At 68.4% G+C, this 24,847-nt stretch carries 21 protein-coding genes; 9 read left to right on the top strand and 12 right to left on the bottom strand.

The window, feature by feature from the left end:
• Window positions 1-5: 5 nt before the first annotated feature.
• On the top strand, window positions 6-1,469 hold the full coding sequence (locus EDF57_RS05125; protein WP_134093346.1) for an efflux transporter outer membrane subunit: 1,464 nt from the start codon (window positions 6-8) through the stop codon (window positions 1,467-1,469).
• A gap of 104 nt (window positions 1,470-1,573) precedes the next feature.
• Here the strand turns inward: EDF57_RS05125 and EDF57_RS05120 are convergent, their stop codons facing one another.
• The 7 genes from EDF57_RS05120 to EDF57_RS05090 all read right to left on the bottom strand — a co-directional run bounded on the left by EDF57_RS05120 (window position 1,574) and on the right by EDF57_RS05090 (window position 8,596).
• On the bottom strand, window positions 1,574-2,878 hold the full coding sequence (locus EDF57_RS05120; RefSeq protein ID WP_132267684.1) for a methyl-accepting chemotaxis protein: 1,305 nt from the start codon (window positions 2,876-2,878) through the stop codon (window positions 1,574-1,576).
• A gap of 254 nt (window positions 2,879-3,132) precedes the next feature.
• Window positions 3,133-4,107 (bottom strand): fumarylacetoacetate hydrolase family protein, encoded by a 975-nt coding sequence (locus tag EDF57_RS05115; RefSeq protein ID WP_134093345.1) that lies wholly within the window; start codon window positions 4,105-4,107, stop codon window positions 3,133-3,135.
• A 2-nt stretch (window positions 4,108-4,109) separates the two neighbouring features.
• Window positions 4,110-4,901: a cyclase family protein gene (locus EDF57_RS05110; protein WP_134093344.1), complete on the bottom strand. Its 792-nt coding sequence runs from the start codon at window positions 4,899-4,901 to the stop codon at window positions 4,110-4,112.
• The gene (locus EDF57_RS05105) at window positions 4,898-6,055 is read right to left on the bottom strand and encodes an alpha/beta fold hydrolase (protein WP_134093343.1); all 1,158 of its coding nucleotides are present in this window, start codon (window positions 6,053-6,055) and stop codon (window positions 4,898-4,900) included. Before EDF57_RS05105 ends, EDF57_RS05110 begins: the two co-directional genes overlap by 4 nt.
• A 15-nt stretch (window positions 6,056-6,070) precedes the next feature.
• Entirely contained in the window at window positions 6,071-6,520 is a 450-nt protein-coding gene (locus EDF57_RS05100) for a nuclear transport factor 2 family protein (protein WP_134093342.1), read from the bottom strand.
• Window positions 6,520-7,422: a VOC family protein gene (locus EDF57_RS05095; RefSeq protein ID WP_134093341.1), complete on the bottom strand. Its 903-nt coding sequence runs from the start codon at window positions 7,420-7,422 to the stop codon at window positions 6,520-6,522. Before EDF57_RS05095 ends, EDF57_RS05100 begins: the two co-directional genes overlap by 1 nt.
• A gap of 25 nt (window positions 7,423-7,447) precedes the next feature.
• A complete protein-coding gene (locus tag EDF57_RS05090; protein WP_134093340.1) occupies window positions 7,448-8,596 on the bottom strand; it encodes an FAD-dependent oxidoreductase in 1,149 nt (382 codons plus the stop codon).
• A gap of 337 nt (window positions 8,597-8,933) precedes the next feature.
• Between EDF57_RS05090 and EDF57_RS05085 the strand changes: the two genes are divergently transcribed.
• The 4 genes from EDF57_RS05085 (at window position 8,934) to EDF57_RS05070 (ending at window position 13,791) form a co-directional block, all read left to right on the top strand.
• Entirely contained in the window at window positions 8,934-10,289 is a 1,356-nt protein-coding gene (locus tag EDF57_RS05085; protein WP_134093339.1) for an amino acid permease, read from the top strand.
• A 74-nt stretch (window positions 10,290-10,363) separates the two neighbouring features.
• Window positions 10,364-11,281: a LysR family transcriptional regulator gene (locus EDF57_RS05080; RefSeq protein WP_132267699.1), complete on the top strand. Its 918-nt coding sequence runs from the start codon at window positions 10,364-10,366 to the stop codon at window positions 11,279-11,281.
• Between the two features lie 174 nt (window positions 11,282-11,455).
• A complete protein-coding gene (locus EDF57_RS05075) occupies window positions 11,456-12,805 on the top strand; it encodes an MFS transporter (RefSeq protein WP_132267701.1) in 1,350 nt (449 codons plus the stop codon).
• Between the two features lie 74 nt (window positions 12,806-12,879).
• Window positions 12,880-13,791 carry a shikimate dehydrogenase gene (locus tag EDF57_RS05070; RefSeq protein WP_134093338.1) on the top strand — a complete coding sequence of 304 codons (912 nt, stop codon included), beginning with the start codon at window positions 12,880-12,882 and terminating at the stop codon, window positions 13,789-13,791.
• Window positions 13,792-13,902: 111 nt separating this feature from the next.
• On the opposite strand, the gene EDF57_RS05065 is transcribed toward EDF57_RS05070, so the two are convergent.
• Both EDF57_RS05065 and EDF57_RS05060 read right to left on the bottom strand, forming a co-directional pair.
• Window positions 13,903-15,789, bottom strand: a complete 1,887-nt coding sequence (locus EDF57_RS05065; protein WP_134093337.1) for a sugar phosphate isomerase/epimerase and 4-hydroxyphenylpyruvate domain-containing protein — start codon at window positions 15,787-15,789, stop codon at window positions 13,903-13,905.
• 151 nt (window positions 15,790-15,940) lie between these two features.
• Window positions 15,941-16,348: a low affinity iron permease family protein gene (locus EDF57_RS05060; RefSeq protein WP_132267706.1), complete on the bottom strand. Its 408-nt coding sequence runs from the start codon at window positions 16,346-16,348 to the stop codon at window positions 15,941-15,943.
• Window positions 16,349-16,533: 185 nt separating this feature from the next.
• Between EDF57_RS05060 and EDF57_RS05055 the strand changes: the two genes are divergently transcribed.
• Together EDF57_RS05055 and EDF57_RS05050 are read left to right on the top strand one after the other, a co-directional pair.
• Window positions 16,534-18,351 carry a diguanylate cyclase gene (locus EDF57_RS05055; protein ID WP_132267708.1) on the top strand — a complete coding sequence of 606 codons (1,818 nt, stop codon included), beginning with the start codon at window positions 16,534-16,536 and terminating at the stop codon, window positions 18,349-18,351.
• A gap of 116 nt (window positions 18,352-18,467) precedes the next feature.
• The gene (locus tag EDF57_RS05050) at window positions 18,468-19,715 is read left to right on the top strand and encodes an FAD-dependent oxidoreductase (RefSeq protein ID WP_134093336.1); all 1,248 of its coding nucleotides are present in this window, start codon (window positions 18,468-18,470) and stop codon (window positions 19,713-19,715) included.
• Window positions 19,716-19,729: 14 nt separating this feature from the next.
• Here the strand turns inward: EDF57_RS05050 and EDF57_RS05045 are convergent, their stop codons facing one another.
• On the bottom strand, window positions 19,730-20,749 hold the full coding sequence (locus EDF57_RS05045) for a pyridoxamine 5'-phosphate oxidase family protein (RefSeq protein ID WP_134093335.1): 1,020 nt from the start codon (window positions 20,747-20,749) through the stop codon (window positions 19,730-19,732).
• A 114-nt stretch (window positions 20,750-20,863) separates the two neighbouring features.
• On the opposite strand from EDF57_RS05045, the gene EDF57_RS05040 reads away from it, so the two are divergent.
• Window positions 20,864-21,757 carry a class I SAM-dependent methyltransferase gene (locus EDF57_RS05040; protein ID WP_134093334.1) on the top strand — a complete coding sequence of 298 codons (894 nt, stop codon included), beginning with the start codon at window positions 20,864-20,866 and terminating at the stop codon, window positions 21,755-21,757.
• A 24-nt stretch (window positions 21,758-21,781) separates the two neighbouring features.
• Here the strand turns inward: EDF57_RS05040 and pncB are convergent, their stop codons facing one another.
• On the bottom strand, window positions 21,782-23,086 hold the full coding sequence (gene pncB / locus EDF57_RS05035; RefSeq protein ID WP_132267715.1) for a nicotinate phosphoribosyltransferase: 1,305 nt from the start codon (window positions 23,084-23,086) through the stop codon (window positions 21,782-21,784).
• A gap of 27 nt (window positions 23,087-23,113) precedes the next feature.
• Between pncB and EDF57_RS05030 the strand changes: the two genes are divergently transcribed.
• Window positions 23,114-23,782 (top strand): isochorismatase family cysteine hydrolase, encoded by a 669-nt coding sequence (locus tag EDF57_RS05030; RefSeq protein ID WP_243840889.1) that lies wholly within the window; start codon window positions 23,114-23,116, stop codon window positions 23,780-23,782.
• A 39-nt stretch (window positions 23,783-23,821) separates the two neighbouring features.
• Here EDF57_RS05030 and EDF57_RS05025 read toward each other — a convergent pair whose 3' ends face one another.
• The gene (locus EDF57_RS05025; protein WP_243840888.1) at window positions 23,822-24,643 is read right to left on the bottom strand and encodes an energy transducer TonB; all 822 of its coding nucleotides are present in this window, start codon (window positions 24,641-24,643) and stop codon (window positions 23,822-23,824) included.
• Between the last annotated feature and the right edge of the window lie 204 nt (window positions 24,644-24,847).

Here is a 24,847-nt window from a genome sequence, read left to right as displayed (position 1 = left end):
AAACCATGCGTTCCATCCTTCTGCTGCCCCTGATGACCGGGGCTCTGACGGCCACTCTCGCCGGCTGCACGGTCGGTCCCGACTATGCCGGCCCGCCCAGGGCCGCCTCCGACGGCGCCACGGCCGCCGCCTTCGTGCGCGCCGATGCCGGTGCGGTCACGGCCGCGCCGCCGGTCGCCGACTGGTGGAAGCCGCTTGGCGATCCGCTGCTCGACGATCTGATCGCCCGCGCCCTGGCCGGCAATACCGACGTCAAGGCCGGCGAGGCGCGCCTGCGCCAGGCCCGCGCCGCCTTGGGCGAGGAACGCGCCAACCTCGCGCCCAAGGTCAGCGCCTCGGCCATGTACGCCCATGCCCATGTCCCCGGCGTGGCTTTCGGCAGCAGCGACGGCAGCGACAGCAGCGGCGGCAGCGACAGCAGCGGGGGCAGCAGCGGCACCGACCTCAACCTCTACAACCTGGGCTTCAACGCCAGTTGGGAAGTCGACCTGTTCGGCGGCCAGCGCCGTGCGGTGGAAGCCGCGCGCGCCGGCATCGAGGGCGCCGAGGCCAGCCTGGCCGACGTACAGGTGAGCATCGCCGCCAATGTCGCCAAGTCCTACCTCGACTTGCGCGACCGTCAGCAGCGCATCGCGCTCGGCCAGCAGTCGATCGCCTGGCAGGAAGAGGCGCTCACCCTCACGCGCCAGCGGCTCGAACGCGGCACCGCAACCGCGATGGAAGTGGCCCAGGCCGAAGGCCAGCTCGCCTCTGCCCGCGCCCAGATCGCCCCGCTCGCTGCCGAGCGCGACGCCTACATGAACGCGCTGGCGGTGCTGACCGCGCAGGAACCCGGCGCGCTCGACGCTGCCCTGGCCGCCGCCGGGGAGATCCCGCTGCCGCCCGCGACAGTGCCCGTGGGCGATCCCGCGCGGCTGATCGCCAACCGTCCCGACATCCGCGCGGCCGAGCGTGAGCTTGCCGCCGATACCGCCAAGATCGGCCAGGCCGAAGCCGCGCGCTTCCCGCGCCTCTCGTTCATGGGCCTGATCGGCATCGGCGGCACCAAGATCAGCGACCTTGGCAAGCTGGACGACTTCACCGCCCTTGCCGCCCCGCAACTGAGCTGGAGCTTCCTCGACTTCGGCCGCAGCAAGGCCAAGGTCCACCAGTCCGAAGCCGTGCGCGACGAGGCCGAGGCCCGCTACCGCGGCACCGTGCTGACCGCTTTGCGCGATGCCGAGGATTCGCTGGCGCGCTACCGTGAAGGCCGCATCACCGTGGCCGCGCTGGCCCGCGCGCGCGACAAGGCGGCGATGGCGGAGAGCCTCACCGACCAGCGCTTCCAGTCCGGCACCGCCACCCGCGTCGCCATGCTCAACGCCCGCCGCGACCGCAGCAGCGCCGAGCAGAACCTGGTGACGGCCCGCGCCGCGCTCACATCGGATTACGTGGCCATCCAGAAGGCGCTCGGCTTGGCCTGGCGCTGATAGGGGCCTGGCGCTGATAAATATCTGACTGATACGGCGCTGACGAAAAAAGGCTCCCCGGTCGCACCGACCGGGGAGCCTTCGCGTATCCGCGGTGGAACCGCTCAGCCGTGGCGCGCGATCAGCCGCAGGCCCGGGGTCGCCGGTCCCATCCGGAAACGATCGGCCTCGGCCGCCAGTGCGGCGATTTCCGAGGTCAGATTGCGAGCAGCGGCGGAGGTTTCCTCGACCATCGCCGCATTCTGCTGGGTGGCGTGGTCCATGGCCCCCACTGCCGTATTGATTTCACCGATCGCCGCGGCCTGCGCGTCGTTGTCGGCGGCGATCTGGCCCGCAAGCCGGGTCACTTCCTCGCCAGAGGAGGAGATGACGCCGAACGCGGAGTCCACTTTCTCCACGGCATCGACCGCCGCCTCGATGTCGGTCTGGGTCACGCCCAGCTGGTCGCGGGCACGCTTCGATTCCTCTTCGGCGCGCATGGCGAGGGCCGAGACAAGGTCCGCCACCACCGCGAAACCGCGCCCGGCATCGCCGGCCCGGCCGGCCTCTACCGCCGCGTTCATGGCGAGCACGCGGGTCTGGAAGGCGATCTTGTCGAGACCCTCGATCACGCCGTCGATGCCCTTGGCGCTATCGCTCACGCGGTTCATCGCCTGGACTGCGGCGTCCGTGCGCGCCCGGCCTTCCAGTACCGCGCCCATCGCCTGTTCCGACGTGGAGAGCGAGCGCGAGGCGGCCTGCGCCGTGGCACGCAGGCGGTCGTCGATCTGCTGGATCGCCGCGGCGGTCTGCTCCAGGCTGGCGGCGTTGCCCTCGGTGCGGCGGGCCAGGTCCTCGGAGGCCTGGGCGATCTCGCGCGATCCGGTGAGGCTGTTCTGGGTGCTGGCCTTCACCGAGCCGAGCAGGCCGCGCAGGCTGGCCAGGGCTTCGTTGAAGCTGGCCTTGAGCGCGGCGTATTCGGCCGGGTAGTCCTCGACGATATCGCAGGAAAGGTCGCCTTCGGACAAGCGGCGGAAGTTCTCGGCCATGCCCTGCACGACGGCGGAATTGCGCTGCGCCTCGCCGTTCGAGGCGATTTCCGCCTGCGCGGTCGCGCGGAACTGGAACATCGCCTGGGTCAGGCGGCCGACGCAGTCGCGGTAGTGCGTGAATTCGATCGGGCTATCGAGATCGCCCGAAGCCAGGCCCTCCATGCGCACCACGGTGGTGACGTAAGGCCCGGCGATCGCCTCGCGGTAGGCCACGGCCAGGACCACCGCCAGCGCGGTCGCGCCCAGCGCCACCCAGTGCGCGGCACTTTCGCCCACCAGCAGCCCGGCGCCTCCCGACAGTCCGACGAGGATGACGAAGCTACTGAAAGCGATAAGTAATTTCAGTCTGATCGGCGCGTTGGCCTTGAACCATTCCATTCGGATTCCCCCACCCCTGAGTTGTCGCCCGAGCGGCGGGAATTCCAGCCGGACGAGATATCCATCAGGCTTTATAGAGTGGAAGAAAGGCGTCAGTTTCGGACTCGCCGGAATTACAACCGAAGAGGTTCTTTTGCAGGACTGTTCTTGTAAGGCCCGTGAAAGCGGAAAACGATTGCCAAATGAACGCACGGATTCTTGCGCTTTTTAGGTAATGGTTTGCAAGCGGCAAGAATACCGCCGCCGGGCGCCTCTCAGCCCGGCCGGCTTCCCTTCAGGACCACGGCCTGGTCGATGACGCCGAAGGGCATCCAGCCGGTGCTGTCGCAGGCTGCCATGCGGACCCGGTCGCCGTGGACCATGAACGGGGTGGCGGGCTTGCCGTCGCGAATGATCTCGATGGCGCGGACTTCGGAGATGCAGCTCGATCCCACTCGCGCATAATCGGCGTTGGACACGGTGCCCGACCCGATCACCGTGCCTGCGACCAGATCGCGGGTCAGGGCGGCATGGGCAATGAGGTCGTGGAAACCGAAGTCCATCGCGGCGCCGCTTGCCGCGCCGAAGCGCCGGCCATTGAGGTCGACCAGCAGGTCCATGCAGACCCGGCCGTCCCGCCAAGCCGGGCCCAGTGCCCCGGGCGTCACCGCGAAAGGCGCCATGGCGCAAGCGGGCTTGGCCTGGACCCAGCCGAAGCCGGTCTTCATCTCGACCGGCGCGATCGTGCGCAGCGACCAGTCGTTGATCTGGACGACGAGCCGGACGTGCTTCAGCGCGTCGGCGGCTGGCGTCCCCATCGGCACGTGATCGACGATCACGCCGAATTCGCCCTCGAAATCGATGCCGTGGGCGGGGTCTGCGAAAGGTACCGGGTCGTGGGGGCCGTGGAAGCGGTCCGACATCCCCTGGTACATCAGCGGCCGGTCGCTATCGACGGGTGGCAGACCGAAGGCGATCTGCATGAGTTCGCCGTGCGTGCCGAAGGCCGATCCGTCCAGCCACTGCCAGGACCGCGGCAAGGGCGCGCGAAGGCGGGCGGGGTCGAGCGTCCCGCCGCCGCCTGCCTCCAGCATGTCCGCAAGCTTGCGCAAGGCAGGCTCGGCTGCGGCCCAGTCCTCCATCGCGGAGAGCAGGGTCAGCCCCGGCGTCGCCAGCCAGCGCGCGCCGTCGCGCGACACGACGATCAGCGCACCATCGGGGCGCCCGTTTTCCACCGTGGCAAGACGCATGGTCAGTCCTCGAAGATCGCGACGGCGCGCGTCCAGCCAGCCGAAGCGCCCTTGATCTTGTGCGGGAAGCACGAGACGGTGAAGCCATGCCCCGGCAGCACTTCCAGGTTGTGCAGCTTTTCGAGGTGGCAGTAGCCGATGTCGCGGCCCGCCTTGTGGCCTTCCCAGATGAGCGAGGTATCGCCGGTTTCCTTCACCTTTTCGGCGGTATAGCTGAACGGCGCATCCCACGACCAGGCATCGGTGCCGGTCACGCGCACACCGCGTTCGGTTAGGTACATCGTAGCCTCGTAACCCATGCCGCAGCCGCGATTGACGTAGTTGGGTTCCCCCAACGCCTTGCCGGCGGCGGTGTTGACGAGGACGATGTCGAGCGGCTTGAGGTCATGGCCGATGCGGACGAGTTCCTCTTCCACGTCCTTCGCCGTGACCACATAGCCATCGGGGAAATGGCGGAAATCCAGCTTCACGCCGGACTGGAAACACCATTCCAGCGGCACTTCGTCGATCGTGATCGAACGCTCTGGCTCTCCATCCTTGCCGTTCATGGTCGGGTGGAAGTGATAGGGCGCATCGAGGTGCGTGCCGCTGTGGGTGGTCAGCTTCACCCATTCGGACGCGGCAAAACCGGCGCCGTCGGGCGTGTCCTCGGCGGTGACGCCGGGGAAGAACATGTCCAGCTCCGGCGCGGTGTCCATGTGGGTCTGGTACGTGATCTCCGGCTTCAGGAACGGCGGATCGCTGACCACGTCGTTGCAGAGCGAGATCGAGAGGTCGACAAAGCGGCGGGTCATGCGGTTTCTCCTCCGAGCGTCTCGGCGAACCAGTCCGAAATCAGGTCGCGGCCATAAGCCATGTTGTCGGCACCGACGTGTTCGACACCGCCTTCGCGGGGCGTGAAAATCACCTTCTCGCGGCGGGGCGAGTTGACGAGCTGGTCGTGGAGATCCTCGGCATAATCCACGCTGATCTGGCGGTCCTTGGCGCCGTGCGTGACGAGGAACGGCACCTTGATGCGGTCCATATGGCCATTGAGGTTCATCGCTTCGGACTTCGCCAGGAAATCGTCCTGATCCTCGGCTCCAAAGGCCCAGTGGACGTGCGCCCAGTAATGCGGCACCGGATTCTCGCCCTCGCGCGCCATGCGCTTGTCCTGCACTTCGCGCCAGTTGTGGTTGGCGCCCCAGACCGCGCCCGAGGCGAAGCGCGGCTCATACGCCACCGCGCGCGGCGCGAAATGGCCGCCAAGCGAGATGCCGGTCATGCCGATGCGCGCCGGATCGACATCCGCCTGCTGCTCCAGCCAGTCCACTGCCTTGCTCGCCCAGCTTTCCGAATGCGGATCGACAGGCAGGTCCTGCAGGCGCAGCGCCTCGCCCGAACCGGGCTGGTCGACGCAGAGGGTGGAGATGCCCCGGCGCGCCAGTTCCTGCGGCAGGCGCGTCCAGTAGAGCAGTTCCTTGCAGCTATCGAGGCCGTTGCAGAACACCACCACCGGCTTGCGGCCTGCTCCCGGCGCGCGGGTGAACAGCGCCGGCATCGTGCCTGCCTCCAGCGGAATCTCCACCCGTTCGCGGTTCAGCTTGCCCAGCGCGGTCGAGCGGTCGAACGCCGCGCGTGCGCGGGCATAGGTTTCCTTGCGTCCGGGATGGCCGTGGCCCTGCATCCGCTCTGCCGTGATGAGGTAGAGCGAGGCGCGCTCCAGCTTGTTCGAGGCCGAAAACTTGCGGCCCTTCGCCTCGTCCTCGGCGGCGAGTTCCAGCAGCTTGTCGCCCATCGCCGCCCAGGCCTTCATGAACTGCGGCGTGCCGGCATCGGCGCCGCCTGCCGCCGCGTCGCGGATCGGCTGGCACATGTCGATGATCTCACCGAGCTGCGCGCCCGATTCCATCGCGATCGATACCGAGAGATTCCAGATGTAGTTTGGAAAGTATTCGAAGAGGGCCAAGGGGGGCTCCTGTAATCAGAAATAGGGGTGCGGATTGACGGTCTGCGTCTGGATCGGCTGGAGCACGTCCCAGTGCTCGACGATCCTGCCGTCCTTCAGGCGGTAGATGTCGGCCACCGCCCCGCCGGGATTGTCCGGCGAAGGGCGGCCGCGAAGGTGGATCATCGCCATGTCGCCATCGACGAGGATCCGCTTCACGTCGAACGAGGCGCCGGGCGCGGAGAACTTCGGCTCCAGCATGGCGATCGCCGCCTCCCGCCCGTCGAGGATCGCGGGGTTGTGCTGGATATAGTCCGCCGCGACGTAGCGCTCGAAGGCCGCGCGTACCTTGCGCTCGGTGTAGAAGAGCCGGGCGAAATCGGTCACGACCGCGCGGTTGCGCGTCGTCAGCGTCTCCGGCGCGCGGGCCGAGACCAGCGCGAGAGCGCAGGCCGCAAGGGCCGCGACCGACAGGCCCCGCTTCATCAGGCGTCCGCCGGCTGGAACAGGCGCGCATCGGGCGCGGGATGCGGCATTGTCTGCGGACCGCCGACGCCGATGCCCCACTGGTCCATGACCTGCGGGCCGGGGATATGCACCTTGTGCTGGTGCGTCTCGAAATCGACCTCCTCCAGCTCGGACGTATATTCGACCGCGAAGCCGGCGGGCGTCGTGAAGTAGCTGAAGGTATTGTTGCCCGCGGTGTGGCGACCCGGCCCCCAGCGCAAATCGGTGCCGCGCTGCTTCAGGCGGTGGACGCCGCGCATCATGTCGTCGACCGAGAGCATGTCGTAGGCCACATGGTTGAGGCACGGCGGCCCGGGCAGGATGGCGACGCGGTGATGGGCTTCGTTGCAGCGCAGGAAGCACATGAAATCACCCAGCCAGTCGCTCACCTTGAAGCCCAGCACATCGGTGAAAAAGCCCACCAGCGCCTGATGATCGGGCGAGTGCATGACGATGTGGCTGATCTTCACCGGCATGCCTTCCCAGCGCTCCATCGCCCGCTTGCCCAGCGTTTCGACATCGGCCGAAATCTCGAAAGGCAGGCCGTCAGGGCTGAAGAAGCGGAAGGCATAGCCGCCGCCCGGCGCATCGATTTCGCGCGGGGCGAAGATCACCTTGCAGCCGGCCGCCACGACCTTGTCGTGCAGGGCATTCACGTCTTCGCGCGTGTCGGCGGCGAAAGCGATCACTTCCACATGGTTGGCATCCGACTTGTGGAGGCGCACGACGTGATGCTCGTCATGCCCGTGCGTCTTGAACCACGCGAAGTCCTCGTTCGCGCCGACTTCCACCAGGCCCCAGTCCTCGGTGTAGAATGTGCGTTCGGCGTCGAAGTCCTCGACGCCATATCCGACGTAGCGGATTTCGGTCACTCGGCTCATGGCTGCAATTCCCTGCATGAAATGGTCAAATGGGCTGGCTGACCACTGCGAACATCTCCGCGGTGGCCTTGTGGTTGTCGACGGGCGGCCCCTTGCCGATCTGGCCGTGGCAAATCGCCAGCGAGGCCTCGACGATGTAGCGGCAGCGGTCGTAGCGGCGGGCCCGGTAAGCCTCGAAGGCCGCTTCCGGATCAGCATGAGCGGAGAGTTCCTCTGCCAGCACGATCGCATCCTCGATCGCCATGCCCGCGCCTTGCCCCAGGTGCGGCGTGGTGGCGTGGACGGCATCGCCCAGCAGGACGACGCGTCCGGCGTGCCAGGGCCCATGGACCATCATGCCTTCCAGCGGGCGGTAGACGACCTCGGCATCCTCGGTGATCGCCTCGGCCAGCGCGCGGATCGCCGGTGCGGTCTGCCCCAGCTTCGCGCGCATCGTCGCGGCCAGACCCTCGACCGGATAGCGCGGATTGTCCGGCTCCGGCGTCGTCGCGTACATGTACATGGTCTCGGCCGACATCGGCACCAGCCCCACCCCGGTCGGGCCGTTGTAAACGTGGAGAGCGTCGAGCCCCTCGGGTCGCGGGAAGTTGTAGCGCCAGACCGACTGCCCGGTGAATTCGGGGCTTTCCGCCTCGGGCAGGACCGTGCGGCGAGTCTGCGAATAGACGCCGTCCGCGCCGATCACGACATCGTAGCGCGCCTCTCCGCCGTCGGAAAAGCGCACCGATACGCCGGTCTCGTCCTGATCGAGCGTCTCGGCCGTTACGCCAGGACGGATTTCGGCGCCCAGCGCCCTCACGCTGTCTCCCAGCACTTTCTGCAAGGCGCGGCGGCCGATGCCGACGTTGGCCGGCTTGCCCTCGACCAGGGTGGGCGTGGGAATGCGGGCGACGCGGCTGCCGTCCGGAATGTAGATCTCCACCGCGTCGAAGCCACAGGCGGCGTCCAGGAAGGCATCGAGCACGCCGAGCTGGTCCATGGCGCGCACCACGTTGGACTGCTGGATGATGCCCACCCCGTAGACCGACCAGGTGGGATCGCGCTCGATCACGGTGACGCGGTGTCCCTTGCGGCGCAGCGCGATGGCCGCGGAAAGGCCGCCAATGCCGCCGCCGATCACCAGGACGTTCAAGTCCGGAACGAGCGGGGCTGCGGGTGTCGTCCTGCCGGACATGCTCAGAAACTCCTCGGTCAAGGCCGGAGAGGATCGAGTGGCAGCAGGAGCGTCGATGCCGCCGGGCAAGTCCGCGGGATCGCCCCGCCGGCTTGCATCAGGCCGTGTCCGGCCTTTCGGTCATCGCTCTCACCCGGATTCGTGCAGCCCGATCTTCTCTTCTCGAACCCGCCTCTCGCACATCGGTGAGCATCGCTGAAATGAATTGATTTGATCTATTTGCATCGACATTATCGATGATAGAGCCTCTGCCGCGGATAGGCCGGAAGCGAGCGAACTTGCGCGTGCGCCTGCGAGTGCTAGATCGAACCACGACCCGAGAAGGACAAAGACTGCCATGACCGCTCCCGCCACGGCGCCGGCTGCCCTCCCCAAGACACTGTCATGGCCGCACCTGCTTGCGCTGGGGGTCGGCTCCATCGTCGGCACCGGCATCTTGACGCTGATCGGCGTGGGGGCGGACCGCGCGGGACCGGCGGTGCTGCTGTCCTTCGCCATTGCCGGCGCCATCTGCGCCTGCGCCGCGCTCGCCTATGCCGAACTGTCGACGATGATGCCCACCGCCGGCAGCGCCTACAGCTACAGCCACAAGGTGCTGGGCGGTACGGTGGGCTGGATCGTGGGCTGGAGCCTGATCCTGGAATATTCGCTGGTGGTCTCCACCGTGGCGGTCGGCTGGTCGGGCTATGCCGCGCCGCTGCTGCAGGGCGTGGGCTTCCCCAAGGCGCTTACCCAGGGGCCGGAGCTGGGCGGGCTGGTCAACCTGCCTGCCATCGTCATCATCGCCGTGGTTGCGGGCCTGCTGGCCTTCGGCACGAAGGAAAGCGCGCGGGTGAACACCGTGCTGGTGGTCATCAAGATACTCACCCTCAGCCTGTTCGTGGCCGTGGCGCTGCCCGCCTTCGACGCGGCGAACCTCGAACCCTTCATGCCCTTCGGCTTCGGCAAGTCGATGAGCCCGGACGGTGTCGAGCGCGGGGTCATGGCCGCCGCCGCGATCATCTTCTTCGCCTTCTACGGCTTCGACGCCATCTCCACCGCCGCCGAGGAGACGCGCAATCCCAGCCGCGACCTGGTGATCGGCATCATCGGATCGCTGGCGATCTGCACGCTCGTCTACGTCCTCGTCGCCGCCGCCGCGATCGGCGCCATGCCCTTCACCCGCTTTGCCGACAGCCCGGAGCCGCTGGCGCTGATCCTGCGCGAAATGGGCCGCGCGCCGGTGGCGCATATCGTCGCGGTGGCTGCCGTGATCGCGCTGCCGACCGTGCTGCTGGGCTTCCTCTACGGCCAGAGCCGCATCTTCCTGGCCATGGCGCGCGACGGTTTCCTGCCCGCCTCGCTGGCGAAGCTCTCCTCGCGCGGAACACCGCTGAGGGTGACGACGATGACGGCGGTGATCGTGGCGATCCTGGCCGGCGTGCTGCCGATCTCGGAAATCGCGGCGCTGGCCAATGCCGGCACGCTGATCGCCTTCGCCGCGGTGGGTACCTGCCTGATCGTCCTGCGCAAGCGCGAGCCGGACGCGCCCCGCCCCTTCCGCGTGCCTGCCGGCATCGTGGTGGGCAGCGCGACCATCCTCGGCTGCCTCTATCTCTTCGCCAGCCTGCCCACCAAGACCCTGCTGGCCTGCCTGTGCTGGAACCTGCTGGGCGGCGCGCTCTATCTCGTTCGCGGGCGCCGCAGGCCCTGACAGGCCGGGGCCGCCGCTGACCGGCGGCCCATGACGCCGGTTGGCGCGGGCTCCGGCGCGTGCTAGCCGGAACCATGCTGACCATCAGGCAGATCGAGATCTTCCGCGCGGTGATGATCACCAAGACGGTGAGCGGCGCCGCGCGCATGCTGGGCACGTCGCAACCCGGCCTCAGCCGCATGCTGGGCCATATGGAGGACAAGCTCCACTTCCGCCTGTTCGACCGGACGCGCGGCCGGCTGGTGCCCACGTCCGAAGCCCGCGTGCTGTTCGAGGAGATCGAGCAGATCTACAAGGGTTTCAACGACCTGGAGCATGTCGTGCGCCGCCTGGCCAAGGGCGAGGATCGCACCTTCCGCCTTGGCGCCTCTCCCTCGCTGGGCCATTCGGTGGTGCCGCAGATGCTCTCGCGCCTGACCACCAATTACCCCGGCCTCACCATCCAGTTCGACATCCTCTCGGTGGAGCAGGCGGACGACTGGCTGGCGCTCCAGCGCGGCGACTATGCGCTGACGGTGTTTCCCATCGATCACCCCAATGTCCTGTCCAGCCGCATCGGCAACGGCCGCATGGTCTGCGCCGTGCCGGCCGGCCATCGCCTGGCCGACCGCGAGCGGATCACCGTGGCGGACCTGGGCGGAGAGCCGATCCAGTCGTTCCGGGAAGATACGCCCCATGGCCGCATCATCGCCAGGATGTACGAGGAAGCCGGCGAGCAGCTGGAAGTCTCCACTTATATCCGCTTTGCAGAAACGGCCGTGGCTTTCGTCGCTCACGGCATGGGCATCGCGCTGGTGGACAGCTTCACCGCCATGCAGCCCCATGCCGAGACCGTGCGCTTCCTGGAGTTCGAGTCGCCGGGCCTGCTGCCGGTCTATGTCAGCCGCAACCTGGACGTGGCGCGAACCCTGGTGGGCGAGACCTTCGAGGAGATCGCCCGCAACATGCTGATGAACCTCCCAAGAGGCATCTCCCATAACATAACGCTATAAGTCACAGTCCCGCAATGTCTGGCAAAGCGCCCCCGGATCAAACACCGTGATCCCGCTCGCAAAGGTTTGGACCGCCAGGTTCCGGCCCGAAAGGTTCACGAATGTCCCGGCGCCGGGCCGCCGGACGACAACAGGCGCGATGCAAGCGCCGCTGAGGATGGGAAAGGCGTTACCATGGCCAGCTATTCCGCCGCCGGATCGGTGTCCGTGCGTCCTTACGTGACTGTCGGCGAATCCGCTTCGCAGAACGTCGACGGCTGGACGCCGCGGCAAGTGCTCGTGGTCGCCATCTGCTTCCTGCTGAACATGCTGGACGGCATGGACGTGCTCATCCTCTCCTACGTCGCCCCCGCCCTTTCCGCCGACTGGAAAGTCAGCCCGGAAAGCCTGGGCGTGGTGTTCAGCTCCAGCCTGGCCGGCATGGCCGCGGGCGGGCTGCTGATCGCGCCGCTGGCCGACAGGTTCGGCCGCCGCAAGCTGATCATCGCCTCGCTGGTGATGATGACGGTGGCCATGTTCGGATCGGCCCTGGCGGCCTCGATCGCCGAACTCATCCTCTCGCGCTTCGTGGTGGGCATCGGCATCGGCACGGTGCTGGCCAGCATGGCCGCGCTGACGGCCGAATATGCCCCGGCCCGCCACCGCACGTTCGCCGTGGGCTTCCTCCAGGCCGGATACCCGGTCGGCGCAACCATCACCGGCTTCATCGTCGCTCACCAGATCGACGCTCACGGCTGGCAGGCCATGCTGCTCGGCGCGGCGACGCTCTGCCTGCTGGCCCTGCCGCTGGTCTGGACGCTGCTGCCCGAATCGGTGGACTTCCTGCTGGCCCACCAGCCCAGGGGCGCGCTGGCCAAGGCCAACCGCCTGCTCGCCTCGCTCGGCCGCCCGACGCTGGAGGCCCTGCCCGAGCGCCGCCAGGCCGAAGCCCATTCGGTGGGCCTGCGCGGTGTGCTGGGCGAAGGACGCACTTCGGGCACGATCCTGCTGTGGACCGCCACGATCTTCGGCTTCATGACGCTCTACTTCGTCATCAGCTGGATCCCCAAGCTCGCCGTGGAGGCCGGGCTTCCCGCCACCCAGGCGATCTACGCGGGCGCAGTCTACAACATCGGCGCCTTCATCGGCATCACCTCGATCGGCCTGATCGCCAGCCGCATCGACTTGCGCCGCCTGATCCTGCTCTACATGGTGCTCGCCGCGGCCGCCCTCGTCGTGTTCGGCGCGGTGTCCATGACCATCGCCGCCACCCTGCTCACCGCCTTCTTCATCGGCGCCTTCATCCAGGGCGGCTTCAACGGCTGCTATCCGCTGGCCACCAGCTTCTACCCGCCGCAAGTCCGCAGCACCGGACTGGGCTGGGCGATGGGCATCGGCCGCATCGGCGCGGTGATCGGCCCGATGCTGGGCGGCGTGCTGCTGGCGGAGAAAGTGCCGCTTTCGGCGATCTTCGCGATCTTCGCCGTCCCGGCAGTGCTGGCCGGCCTTGCCGTCACCCTGATCCGCATGCCCGGCCAGCCCTGAGCCAAGCTCTCACGCCGCGCTCCCTGCCGATCCCCCCTGCCGTCCCGCCTCTGCCGCTCTCAAGGACCCGCCTCATGTTCCAGTCTCCCGTGCTCCCGGCCGCCGCGCGCCCTTCGCTTCGCGCATCCGCGCCAGGCACCTCGACGATCTGCGGCCTGATCGGCTCGGGCATCGGCGGCTCGCGCAGCCCGGCCATGCACGAGACCGAGGCCAGGGCGCTGGGCCTGCCGCTGGCCTACCGCATCCTCGACAGCGAGGTGATCGGTTTCGGCGCGGATGACCTCGGCCCCCTGCTGAACACGCTGGCCGCGCTCGGCTTCGACGGCACCAATGTCACACACCCCTTCAAGCAGGCGGTCCTGCCGCTGATGGACGAACTGTCGGAAGCCGCTGCCAAGCTGGGCGCGGTCAATACCGTGCTCCTGCGTGACGGGCGCCTGATCGGCGACAACACCGACTGGTCGGGCTACCGCGCCAGCTTCCTCGCCGCGCTGGGCGTGCTGCCGCGCGGGCGCGTGGCGATGATCGGCGCCGGCGGCGCGGCTTCGGCCGTGGGCTATGCCCATCTCGACCTCGGCGCGGAGCGGCTGGCGATCTTCGATCCTGCCGCCGAACGCGCCGAAGCGCTTGCCAGCCGCCTCGCCGCCCTGTTCCCCGATGCCGAAGTGATCGCCGCAGGCTCCGCGGCCGAAGCGATCGCGGAAGCCGACGGCGTGGTCCAGTGCTCGCCGGTGGGCATGGAGAGCCACCCCGGCCTGCCGTTCGACCCCGCCCTGCTCACGCGCGACATGTGGGTTTCGGACGTGATCTACTTCCCGCTCGAAACCGAGCTGCTCAAGGCCGCCAGGGCCATCGGCTGCGCCACGCTGAACGGCGGCGGCATGGCGGTGATGCAGGCCGCCCACGCCTTCGCGCGCTTCACTGGCCTGGAACCGGACGTGGACCGCATGCTCGCGGACTTCGCCGCGGCCAGCAAGGCGGTCTGAGACGAAACCACCCCGCCCGTATCGGACGCGCCACCGCCGGCCACCGGCAGGGGATGGCGGGTTCGGCAAAAATGCGCATCACACCCGCCGCCGGGGGCCGAATGCCCCTTCCTACCCGGCCGCGTCCTCCACGCCGCGGAAGCGGTTCTGCGCCGCCAGCCTGATCCCGGCATTGGGCGCGCCGTAGCCGGCATAAGTCCCGCTGCGCTCGACGAATTCGAAGAAGAACAGCTTGTCGAACGCGCGGCTGTAGAGCTGGCGATAGGCGTGGCCCGCCAGATCCTCGTCGTAAAGCATCCCGGCCACTTCCATGCGCGCGGCAACCCGGCCGTCGAAGCCGAAGCGGGCGACGAGATCGTCGTAGTAGTTCTCGGGAATATCGAGCATGGCCGCGCCGCGCGCGCGCACCGCCGCAGCCGTGGCGAGCAAGTCGTCGCTGGCCAGCGCGACATGCTGGAAGCCGCCGCCCATGCCCTGTGCCAGGAAGCGCGAGGACAGCGTCTCGCGCGCGTCAGAGGCATTGAGCGTCAGGCGGAACCCGCCGTCGGGCGATTGCAGCGCCTGGCTATGGACGAGGCCCGAGGGGTCGATCACATCGTTGGCATCGCGGCCCTCCAGCCCGAACAGCGCGCGCCAGTAGAGCTGCCAGGACAGGAACTCGTCGTTGTGGACCACGGCGGCAAGGTGGTCGACCGAGCGGGCGCGGGCGTCGTCGGTCAGGTCCGCCACCGGCACCGCCTCGAACTCGCGGGCCCAGAGCGCTTCGGCGCTGTCGTCCTCCACGAGGTAGACCAGGCTGCCGCCGACGCCGCGCAGCGCAGGCATGGCCATGCGGCCGGGGCGCCCCTCGGGGCTATAGGCGCGGATGCCCAGCGCGGCGGCACGCTCCATCACGGCGGCCGCATCCTTCACCCGCACGCCGATCGCGCAGATCGAGGTGCCGTGGACGATGCGGTAGGACTTGGCGAAGCCCTTGGGCTCGGCATTGATCACCAGGTTGACGTTGCCCTGCCGCCAGCGCGCGACCTTTTTGGTGCGATGCGAGCCGATATGCGCGAAGCCGAGCGTGTGGAAGGTCTCGCCAAGGCGCGCCACATCCTCGCCGCTGGCCGTGAACTCGACGAATTCGGCCGCGAGCGGCGGCTGGGCGGCAGGCATGGTGGTCGGCAGGCCGAGCAGGCGTTTCGCCGCATCGCGCACATATTCCAGCGCGCGATGCCCGTCCTGCGCCACCAGGCGCGAGGAAATCGAGCGGAACCGGTCGTTGAAGATCTCCAGCGAGAGCGGCCCGTCATAGCCGGTGCGCAGGATTTCCGCGACATAGCCCGGCAGGTCCAGCCCGCCCTGCCCCGGCAGGTTGCGGAAATGGCGGCTCCAGTAGAGCAGGTCCATGTCGAGCAGCGGCGCATCGGCCAGTTGCACATAGACGATCTTTTCGCCCGGGATCTCGCGGATGCTGTCGCTGGGAATCCGGCGCGAGAGCGAATGGAAACTGTCGAGAATGATGCCGATGGCGGGATGGTCCACCTGCTTGACGATCGACCAGACATCGCGGTGGTCGTTGACGTGGCGCCCCCAGGCGAGGGCTTCGTAGCCCACCAGGATGCCGCGCGCGGCGGCGCGATCGCCCAGTTCGCGGAAATCGTCGACGATGCGCTGCCGCTCGCCCAGCGCATGGGGCGAACAGTTGGAGCAGACGAGGATGCGGTCGGTGCCGAGTTCGCCCATCAGGTCGAACTTGCGCTCTGCCCGGTCCATGGCGCGGGCGCGCATCTCGCCGGGCATGCCTTCGAAATCGCGGAAGGGCTGGTAGAGCGAGCAGTGGATGCCCAGGTCGGCCATCCGGCGCCGCACTTCGGCTGGGCGCAAGGCCGAGCCGATCAGGTCGTTCTCGAAGATCTCCACGCTGTCGAAGCCCGCATCGGCGGCCGCCTGCAGCTTTTCCTCAAGCGTGCCGCGAAGCGAGACAGTGGCGATAGCGTTCGTGCCTGAATTCATGCCTGCATTCGGGCCTGCGGCGGCGCTGGACATGGCGATGCTCCCGGAATTGTGATCCTCTCGATATCGCGCCGCCGCCCTTGGGATTGAAGCGGCTCCGATGCGGTCTCCCATGCCATCTTGTTATGGCAAGGCGGGAAACCGGCCGGTTTCAGTATCGACTCAGCAGGCGCTCCACGCTGGCATGGGCCTTGTGGCCGTCCTTGCATTCGCCGGTCTCTTCCTCGAGCAGCTTGCGCAGCCGCTCGATCTCCTCGACGCTGAGGTGCTCGATACCGATGAAATCGTCCCGCGCGGTTTCCAGCGCGCGCAGCAGTTCGTCGAGCTTGGCCTGGAACGCGGCGGCATCGCGGTTCTGGCTGTTCTGGATCAGGAAGACCATCAGGAAGGTGACGATGGTGGTGCCGGTGTTGATGACCAGTTGCCAGGTGTCGGACCACTTGAACACCGGCCCGGAAATTGCCCAGACCGCCACGACCAGCAGGGCGATGATGAAAGTCTGGGCCTTGCCCGCCGCTCCGGCGACGACATTGGCGAAAGCGGTGAACGACTTGCGCATGGCATGGCTCCAGCAATGGTCGCTGGGAAACGTTCGGCGGGCACCCTCCGTTCCCTCTCGGCACCGGGGGTGAATCATTCCCAAAGCGGTGGTTTCCCCGCTGGAAAACTTGCTGCGTCAGGCGCATGAGGAGCCACAGGCCTGTCGCCAGGATCACGCTGGCGTCAGGGGGGCAGGATTACGGCATGCGCATAGCGACGATTACCAACTGGGCCTACGGGGCCACGGTCTGCCTGACCATCGCGGCCGGCATCACCATGGTCATGGCCTCCAACGCCGACCGGGTGGAGCGCGATGCGGTGCAGCAGCGCGATTTGTTCGACCAGCTCGCCTTCGAAGTGGAGGAGGACGAGGCGCAGCTTACCGACCAGGCCCGACTGGCGGCCGTCTCGGGCGATCCCAGCCACGAGATCGCCTATAACCGCACGCTTGCCGCGATCGGCCCGGTGGAGCAGCGCATCGCGAAGCTGAAGGACAACGGCGCCAGGGAAGAGGAACTGCGCTCGCTGGAAGAAGGCCTGCGCTGGGCCGCGACCCTCCAGGACGAGCAGAAGGCCGCCATCGCCGCGATCAAGTCGGGAGACGAGATCACCGCCCACAAGATCATCTTCGGCGCCGAATACGAACGCGAACTGGAACGCGCGCATTTCCTGCTCGGCCGCTTCCGCTACATGCTCGACCAGCGCTCCGACCGCGCGATAGAGGACGCCAGCCGCGCCTCCCAGCGGTTGCGCACGGTTTCGGAAGTGATGGTGGCGATCACCGCCGTGCTGTTCCTCTTCGTGCTGGGCTTCGTGCTCAAGCGGCGCATCCTCAAGCCCGTGGTCAAGCTGAGCGACGTGGTGAACCGCCTGGCGGACCAGGATTATGCGGTGGAGCCGCCCCAGCTCTCGCAGATCGACGAGATCGGCGACATGGCCCACGCCGTCCGCATCTTCCGGGAGAACGGCATCGAACGGCAAAGGCTGGAACGCGAGCGCGATGCCGACTGGCACGTCCGCGACCTGCTCGCCCGCATGACCCAGCGCCTGCAAGGCTGCGAATCCGTGGCCGACCTGTTCGAAGTCGTGCGCCTGTTCGCCCCCCGGATCGCCCCGGACCTGGCCGGGCGCCTCTATACGCTGGATGCGCGATTGGGGATGATGGCCTGCGCTTCGGAGTGGCAATCTCCCCACGGCAGCAACGCGGCCTTCACCCCGGACGATTGCTGGGCGCTGCGGCGCGGCCAGTCGCACATGCCCGGCGGCAACCTGGTGGACGTGCCCTGCAAGCATGTCCCGCCGGAAAGCGCCGACGCCACCGTCTGCGTGCCGCTCACCGCGCAGGGCGAAACCATCGGGCTGCTGGTGCTGGAAAACACGGCCGGCGCGCAAGGCCCCAGCGAGAACATCAAGGTCTATATCGAGCTGATGTCCGAGACGATCGGGCTGGCGCTGGCCAATCTCAAGCTGCGCGACGCGCTGCACGAAAAGGCCCTGTTCGATGCGCTTACCGGCCTGCGCAACCGCCACGAACTGGCGGATACCCTGCGCCGCAGCGTGGCCCAGGCCGATGCCGCGCGCACGCCGCTGAGCTGCCTCATGGTCGACATCGACCATTTCAAGCAGCTCAACGATCGCTACGGCCACGATGCCGGAGACCTGACGATCCGCTCCGTGGCGGGCGCGCTGGACAATGCGGTGCGCGAAGACGGCATCGCCTTCCGCTATGGCGGCGAGGAATTCCTGCTGCTGATCCCCGGCTGCGACGAGGAACGTGCGCTGGAGCGCGCTCACCTGATCCAGGAGCGCATTTCCGGCATGACCCTGGTGCATGACGGCACGCCGCTCGGCCCTGTCACAATCTCCATCGGCATCGGCAGCTATCCCGCCCACGGCCCCGCCCATGCCCTGATCGGCACGGCCGACGCCGCGCTGCTGCGCGCGAAGGACGATGGCCGCAACCGCATCGTCATGGCCACCGGCCGCCGCGACACCAGCGCCGCCTCTTCCGCGCTGGGCTAGAGCGTTTTTCCGGTCGGGCAGGCGAACCGGAAACCCGTAGCTTGCCCCCCGGATCGGGAAGCGATCAACCTGCCGCCCCTTCGTGCGTTGCTCCCTGCGGCATTCACGGAGTTACCATGGCGAACGGATCGATCACCCTGACCGAAACCCGGAACTTGCGCAGCGGCACCGTGCCCTGGCGCGACGCGGACTGGACCTTGCCCGCAGCGGCGGCGCTCCCGGCCGGGCCGGTGGACGTCGCCATCCTGGGATCGGGGATCATGGGCGCGATCCTGGCGGACCGGCTGGCCGCCACGGGCCGCTCGGTGGCGCTGCTGGACCGCAGGCCGCCCGGCTGCGGCAGCACCGCCGCCTCCACCGCGCAGATCATGTGGGCCATGGACGTGCCGCTGATCCGGCTGGCCGAAGACCTCGGCGAACAGGAAGCCGCCCGGCGCTGGCGGCACGTCTTCGCGGCCGTGCAGCGCTTCGGAGAACGGCTGGACCGGCTCGGGCCCGATGCCCGCACCCCCTGCCCCACGCTCTACCTGGCCGGTGACCTGCTGGACGAGGACGGGCTGCGCGCCGAGGCCGAGGCCCACCGCCGCCACGGCCTGCCCTCGCGCTATCTCGATGCCCAGGCCGTCGCCGAACGTTTCGGCATCGCCCCGCGCGCCGGGATCGTTTCGGAAGGGTCCTACGCCATCGATCCGGTCGCAACCTGCCACGACCTGCTGCGCGAGGCCGGCAAGCACGGCGCGGTGACGGTTTACCCCGCCGATGTCGCCGGCTTGCACCCCATCCCGGCCGGGGTGGAGCTGGAGCTGGCAGATGGGCGCAGCCTCATCGCAGGCGATGTCATCCTGGCCACCGGCTACGAGCGCGCACGGCTGTTCCTGCCGCCCGCCTTCTCCCTGCTCTCGACATTCGCCATCGCCACCCCGCCCGGCACGGCGCCGCTGTGGAAGGAAAACGCGATGATCTGGGAAGCGTCAGACCCCTATCTTTACGTCCGCACCTGCAAGGACGGGCGCGTGATCGCCGGGGGAGAGGACGTGGAACTGGCGGATGCCCTCTCGCGCGATGCCTTGCTGGCGGCGAAATCCGGCACGATCGCCGCCAAGCTGGAGGCCATGCTCGGCCATTCCGCGCCCATCGCCGTGGACCGGGCCTGGACCGCCACGTTCGGTGCCTCGCCCGATGGACTGCCCGCCATCGGCCGCTCGGCACTGATGGAGCGGGTGTGGCTCTCCGCCGGGTTCGGCGGCAACGGCATCGCTTTTGCGGCACTCGCCGCCGAACTGCTCGACCGCGCGCTTGCAGGGGGAGAAGGCGGGGGCGATCCCGATGCCGCCTGCTTCGATCCCTACCGCTTCGGCAACTGAGCCGGGCCTGGGCGCTAGTAGAGGTTGTCCTTGTAGTCCTTGGCCAGCCCCTTCTTCATCAGGTCCGCAGCGCCCGGCACCGAGAGGCTGGCGCGGGTCAGCCGGGCGGCCATGCCCTCGGTCCGGTTGCGCTTGATGTGATTGACGAAGAGCCGCGCCGGATCGATGTCGCTGCATTGGCGCAAGGGCCAGAGATCGGCGCGTTCCAGCGCGGCGCTGGTGCGCAGGCTGACGGATTCGGCCGCAACGCGGATCGCCAGGGCCGGGACTTTGCCTTTCACCGCGAAGCGCCCGCGCTGCGCCTCGGCCGTGGACAGCACCGCCCGGCCCCGCACGACGGCAAGGCGCGTCGAGCCCGGCACCAGCAGCGCCATCGCCAGCGCGGGCTGCTCCACGATGTTGCGAAAGCTGTCGACCCGGCGGTTGCCCGGCCGATCCGCGAACCACACGGCCGCCGCCTCCCCGTCATCGAGCCGCGCCATGGCACCGGCCGGATCGCCCTTGGGGCTGAGGTCGGCCAGCCCCGTCCGGCTGACGGTCGCCAGCGCCAGGAAACGGCTCGCCGCGACGAAGTCGGAAAGCGCCTCCGGTGCCGCCACTGGCTGCGCGGACCAGAGTTCGGAGCGGATCATGGCCTTGGCGCAGTGGCCGTAGCATTCCGCCACGGCGACATGGACATGACCGCCTGCCACCGCCCGGACCCGGCCATTGACGCGCAGGGTCTCGCCGATGCCGGGCAGCAGGAACAGCGACCCGAACGGTTGACCGGGCCGGGCAAGGTCGGGATCGTCGATCGATGCCAGCGGCAGGCGCAAGTCCTGCCCGGCGCCCGAGGCGAAGCCGGCCTGCCCGCCCGCCAGCGTGACCGCCGGCCCCCGATCCCCGCCGAACGTGGCGAACATCAACGGAGACTGCGCGATCCAGCCGAGCGCGCCGGGATCGAGATGGTCGATGTCCTTGAGATACATCTGCGGCGGCGTCTTGCCGATCACGGCCTCCAGATCGGCCAGCGTTTCGATGAAAGGCCCATCCATCCCGCGTTTCTCCTCCTGCGCCGGGAGGCTGACGGCCGCCCCGGCTACAAACCATTGCTTCTTCAGCCACTGCCTCTAGAGTATTTGCGAATGATTCGCAAATAGAGGACTGTCATGTCAGAAGCCGAAGGATCTGCCGCGCTGGCGCCCGGCAGCACGGTCTACCAGGTGTCCGAATGGAACGGCACCAGCGGCGAGCGCTGGGTGTCCAACCAGATCCGGCTAGACGCCATGCTGGCCGTGTTCGGAGAGGAGGCCCTCGCCGCCGCCGCCCCGCGGGCGGGAGAGCACGTCCTCGACATCGGCTGCGGCGCGGGTGCGACCAGTTTCGCCCTTGCCGAAAAAGTCGGTGCATCGGGCCATGTCCGCGGCGTCGATATCTCCGCTGCGCTGGTGGAGCGCGCGCGGGAGGTCGCTCCCCCCGGAGCGCCGGTGGCGTTCGATCTGGCCGACGCCGCGCGCACGCCGCTGCCCGATGCCGGGTTCGACCTGCTGTTCTCGCGCTTCGGGGTGATGTTCTTCGATGACCCCGCCGCCGCCTTCGCCCATCTGCGCGGCGCGCTGCGGCCGGGCGGGCGCCTGGCCTTCGTCTGCTGGCGCGGCGCGGCGGAGAACGACTGGGTGCGCCTGCCGATGGGCGCGATCAAGGGCATGATCCCGCCGCCGCCCCCGCCCCAACCCGAAGCCCCCGGCCCGTTCTCCTTCGGCGATGCGGCCCGCGTGGAACGCATCCTGGCCGAGACCGGGTTCTCGCGGATTTCCGTGCTCCCCTTCGATCACGACATCCCCTTCGGCCAGGGTGAAGACCGCGAGGCCGCGCTGAACGATGCCGTGGCCATGGCTTTCGAGGTCGGCCCGCTTTCGCGCGCGCTGGCCGATCAGCCGCAGGACCTGCGCGCCCGCGCCGCCATCGAAGTGCGCAAGGCCTTCGCACGAAGGCCCGGCGAAACGTCGGTCATGATCGACGGCGCGGCCTGGATCGTCACCGCGCGCAATCCGGGCGGCTGACGCGCCGGGGGGCGCTCCGCCGGTCTAGACCGATACCGCGCTCGCCACCCGGCCCGCGGCGCCGAATACGCCGAGATAGCGCGCGATCTCGGCCGGATCGCCAGTGGCCTTGGCGGGATTGTCCGAGAGCTTCACCGCCGGGCGCCCATTGGCGGACACGACCTTGCAGACCAGCGAGATCGGATCGAGATCGTCCGTTTCGAACGGCGCGCAGCCGCGGAAGTCATTGGTGAGGTTGGTGCCCCAGCCGAAGCTCATGCGCACGCGGCCGTGGAAATGGCGATAGGTCGCCTCGATGCTGTCGATATCCATCCCGTCCGAGAAGATCAGCAGCTTGGTCCTGGGATCGCGGCCCTTTTCCTGCCACCAGCGAATGATCTGTTCGCCGCCCTCGATCGGCGGGGCGCTGTCCGGGCGGAAGCCGGTCCAGTCCGCCACCCAGTCCGGCGCGCGTTCGAGGAAGGCGGCGGTGCCGAAGGCATCGGGCAGGACCACGCGCAAGTTCCCGCCGTAATGGTCGCTCCAGTCCTTGAGCACGCGGTAGGGCGCCTGCCGCAGTTCCTCGTCGCCATCGGCAAGCGCGGCCAGCACCATCGGCAATTCGTGAGCATTGGTGCCGATCGCTTCAAGGTCCGCGTCCATCGCCAGAAGCACGTTGGACGAGCCGATGAAGCGGCTGCCGAGCCCTTCCTTCAGGGCCTCCACGCACCAGCGCTGCCACAGGAACCCGTGCCGCCGCCGGGTGCCGAAGTCCGAGAGCACGAGGTCGGGAAGCTGGGCGAGGCGCTCCACTTTCTCCCACAACTTGGCCTTGGCGCGGGCGTAGAGCACGTCGAGCGCGAAACGGCCGCGGTCCTTCAGCGCCGCGCGCGAGCGCAGTTCGTTGACGATGGCCAGCGCGGGGATCTCCCACATCATCGTATGCGTCCACGGACCTTCGAAGCGCAGCTCGTACTGGCCGTCCACGCGGCGCAGGTCGTATTCGGGAAGGCGGAAATCGGCGAGCCAGGCGATGAAATCCGGGCTGAACATCTGCGCCTTGCCGTAGAAGCTGTTGCCCGCCAGCCAGATCAGCTCCTTCTTGCCGAACCGCAGGCCGCGGGCATGATCGAGCTGTGCGCGCAACTCGGCTTCGTCGATCACTTCGGCCAGGCGCACCGTTTTGGAGCGGTTGATCAGCTCGAACGTCGCCTGGACATCGGGATAGAGATGCCGGACCATCTGCAGCATCAACAGCTTGTAGAAGTCCGTATCGAGCAGGCTGCGCACGATCGGATCGAGCCGCCAGTTGTGATTGTAAGTGCGGGTTGCAATATCCGTGTAGACCATAAGCCATTCTTAGGACGTTCTCACGCGATGACAAACCTTGGCACGATCGCGCTTTCGGCAATGCCGCTTCCGGTTTCCGGCACGCGGCGCTTCGTCGTGGTGGTGGACATGCAGGGAGACTTCGTGCGCGCCTCGGGCGCCTTGCCGGTTCCCGGCGCCGAAGCGATCGTGGCGCCGATGCAGGAATGGCTGGCGGCGCTCGATCCCGCGACCACGGCGGGCGTGCTCCTGACCTTCGACACGCACATTCCTGAAATCTACGCCGCCTCGCCCGAGAGCGCGCAGTTCCCGATCCACTGCCTGCGCGGCACGCCGGGATGGGACAGCGTTCTGGATGCAGGCGCCATCGCGCCGTCGATCCCGGTCTATTCCCTTGAAAAAGGCGTGTTCGACATGTGGGCCGAGCCGGGCCTTCGCTTGATTCGCCTGAATGGCAAGGGAACCGAGGCGGCCGGAAACCGGGGCGAGGCGATCGGCCGCGACGGCTTTTTCGCCGGCCTGGCTGCAGAGGGCGTGGCCGATGTCACCGTGGTGGGCGTGGCTGCGGATTTCTGCGTGAAGTGGGCCGCGGAAGGCCTGCTCGCCCGCGGTTTCCGCGTGGAGCTGCCTGCCGCCCTGACACGGGGCATTGCCATGGAAGCCGAAGCGGTGGCGGCGCAACTGGCCCCCTCACGGGACCGCGCCTCGGCCGGTTAGGCGCGAAACGCCGGCCACCGGCTACTGGCCAACGGGACGTCAGCTATGCAGGACGAAGGGTATTTCCACCAGGCCGCGCACCATGACTGCCGCGCCGTCGCGGCGGGTGGGCGACCATTTCCAGTGGCGCACTGCCGATAGCGCGGCCCGGTCGAGCCGATCGAAGCCGCTGCTGCGCGATACCGAGATGTCGGCAACTCTGCCGTCCATGCCCAGGACCACCAGCAGGACCACCGTGCCCTGCTCGCGATTGCGGCGCGAATCGACCGGATAACGCGGCGGATCGGCGGCGATCATCTTGGACGAGAGATCGCCGGCATTCTCGACGCGCGGCGGCGCCGAAACGGCGACGGCGGCGGACGGCGGGGCGGGCGGTCCCGGTACGGCCACCGGCAGGACCGGCGGCGCGGGCGAAGTGGTGATCGTGGCCGGGGCGGCGCTCAGCACCAGCGGCGGCGGGGGCGCGACCACGGGCGAGGCGGTCTGCACCACATGCTTCACCGGTTGCGGCGAGGGCGTGGGCGGCGGCGGAGCCGGCGGGCGGGGCTGCTCCAGCTGAGCGACGACCAGCCGCGGGCGCGCCTTCTGGTGGCCATGGACGACATTGAGCGCCAGCATGGCCGCGATCATCCCGCCGACGATCGCCGTGGCGCCGAGCATGGCGACCAGGTTCGGTCGCTGGTCCTCGCCGTAGCGCGCGCCCTGCGCGGCGGCCTGTGCGGGATGCGACCAGCCGGTGGCCATGCCCACCGCGTCGCGCGGCATCGCGCCGGCAAGGCGGGTCTGCGCCCGGGGTGCGAGGTCCGGGGAACGGCCCGGCTCCGGGGCAAGCGGATCCGCGTGATCTAAGGTTGCGTACATAGTCTGGCGCTGCCCCCCTCGAAGCCGCCTCGTCATTCGGGCTAATGCGAGGCATTCGCATAGCTGAGTCGGCGGTCGCCGTCGAGCACGAATCCATCGCGCCCCGGCGATCCGGTGGACGCGGGGTGCCTCTCGGGTCTTGTGGGCTCACCGGATCGGCGCGCCGCTCCCTTCGAGCGGCAACGTCAAGGGAAGGACGGACGC

It is taken from the genome of Novosphingobium sp. PhB55 (assembly GCF_004368805.1).
Lineage (GTDB): Bacteria > Pseudomonadota > Alphaproteobacteria > Sphingomonadales > Sphingomonadaceae > Novosphingobium.
Note: the sequence above shows the minus strand (reverse complement) of the source record. Positions and strands in the feature narration are given on the sequence as shown.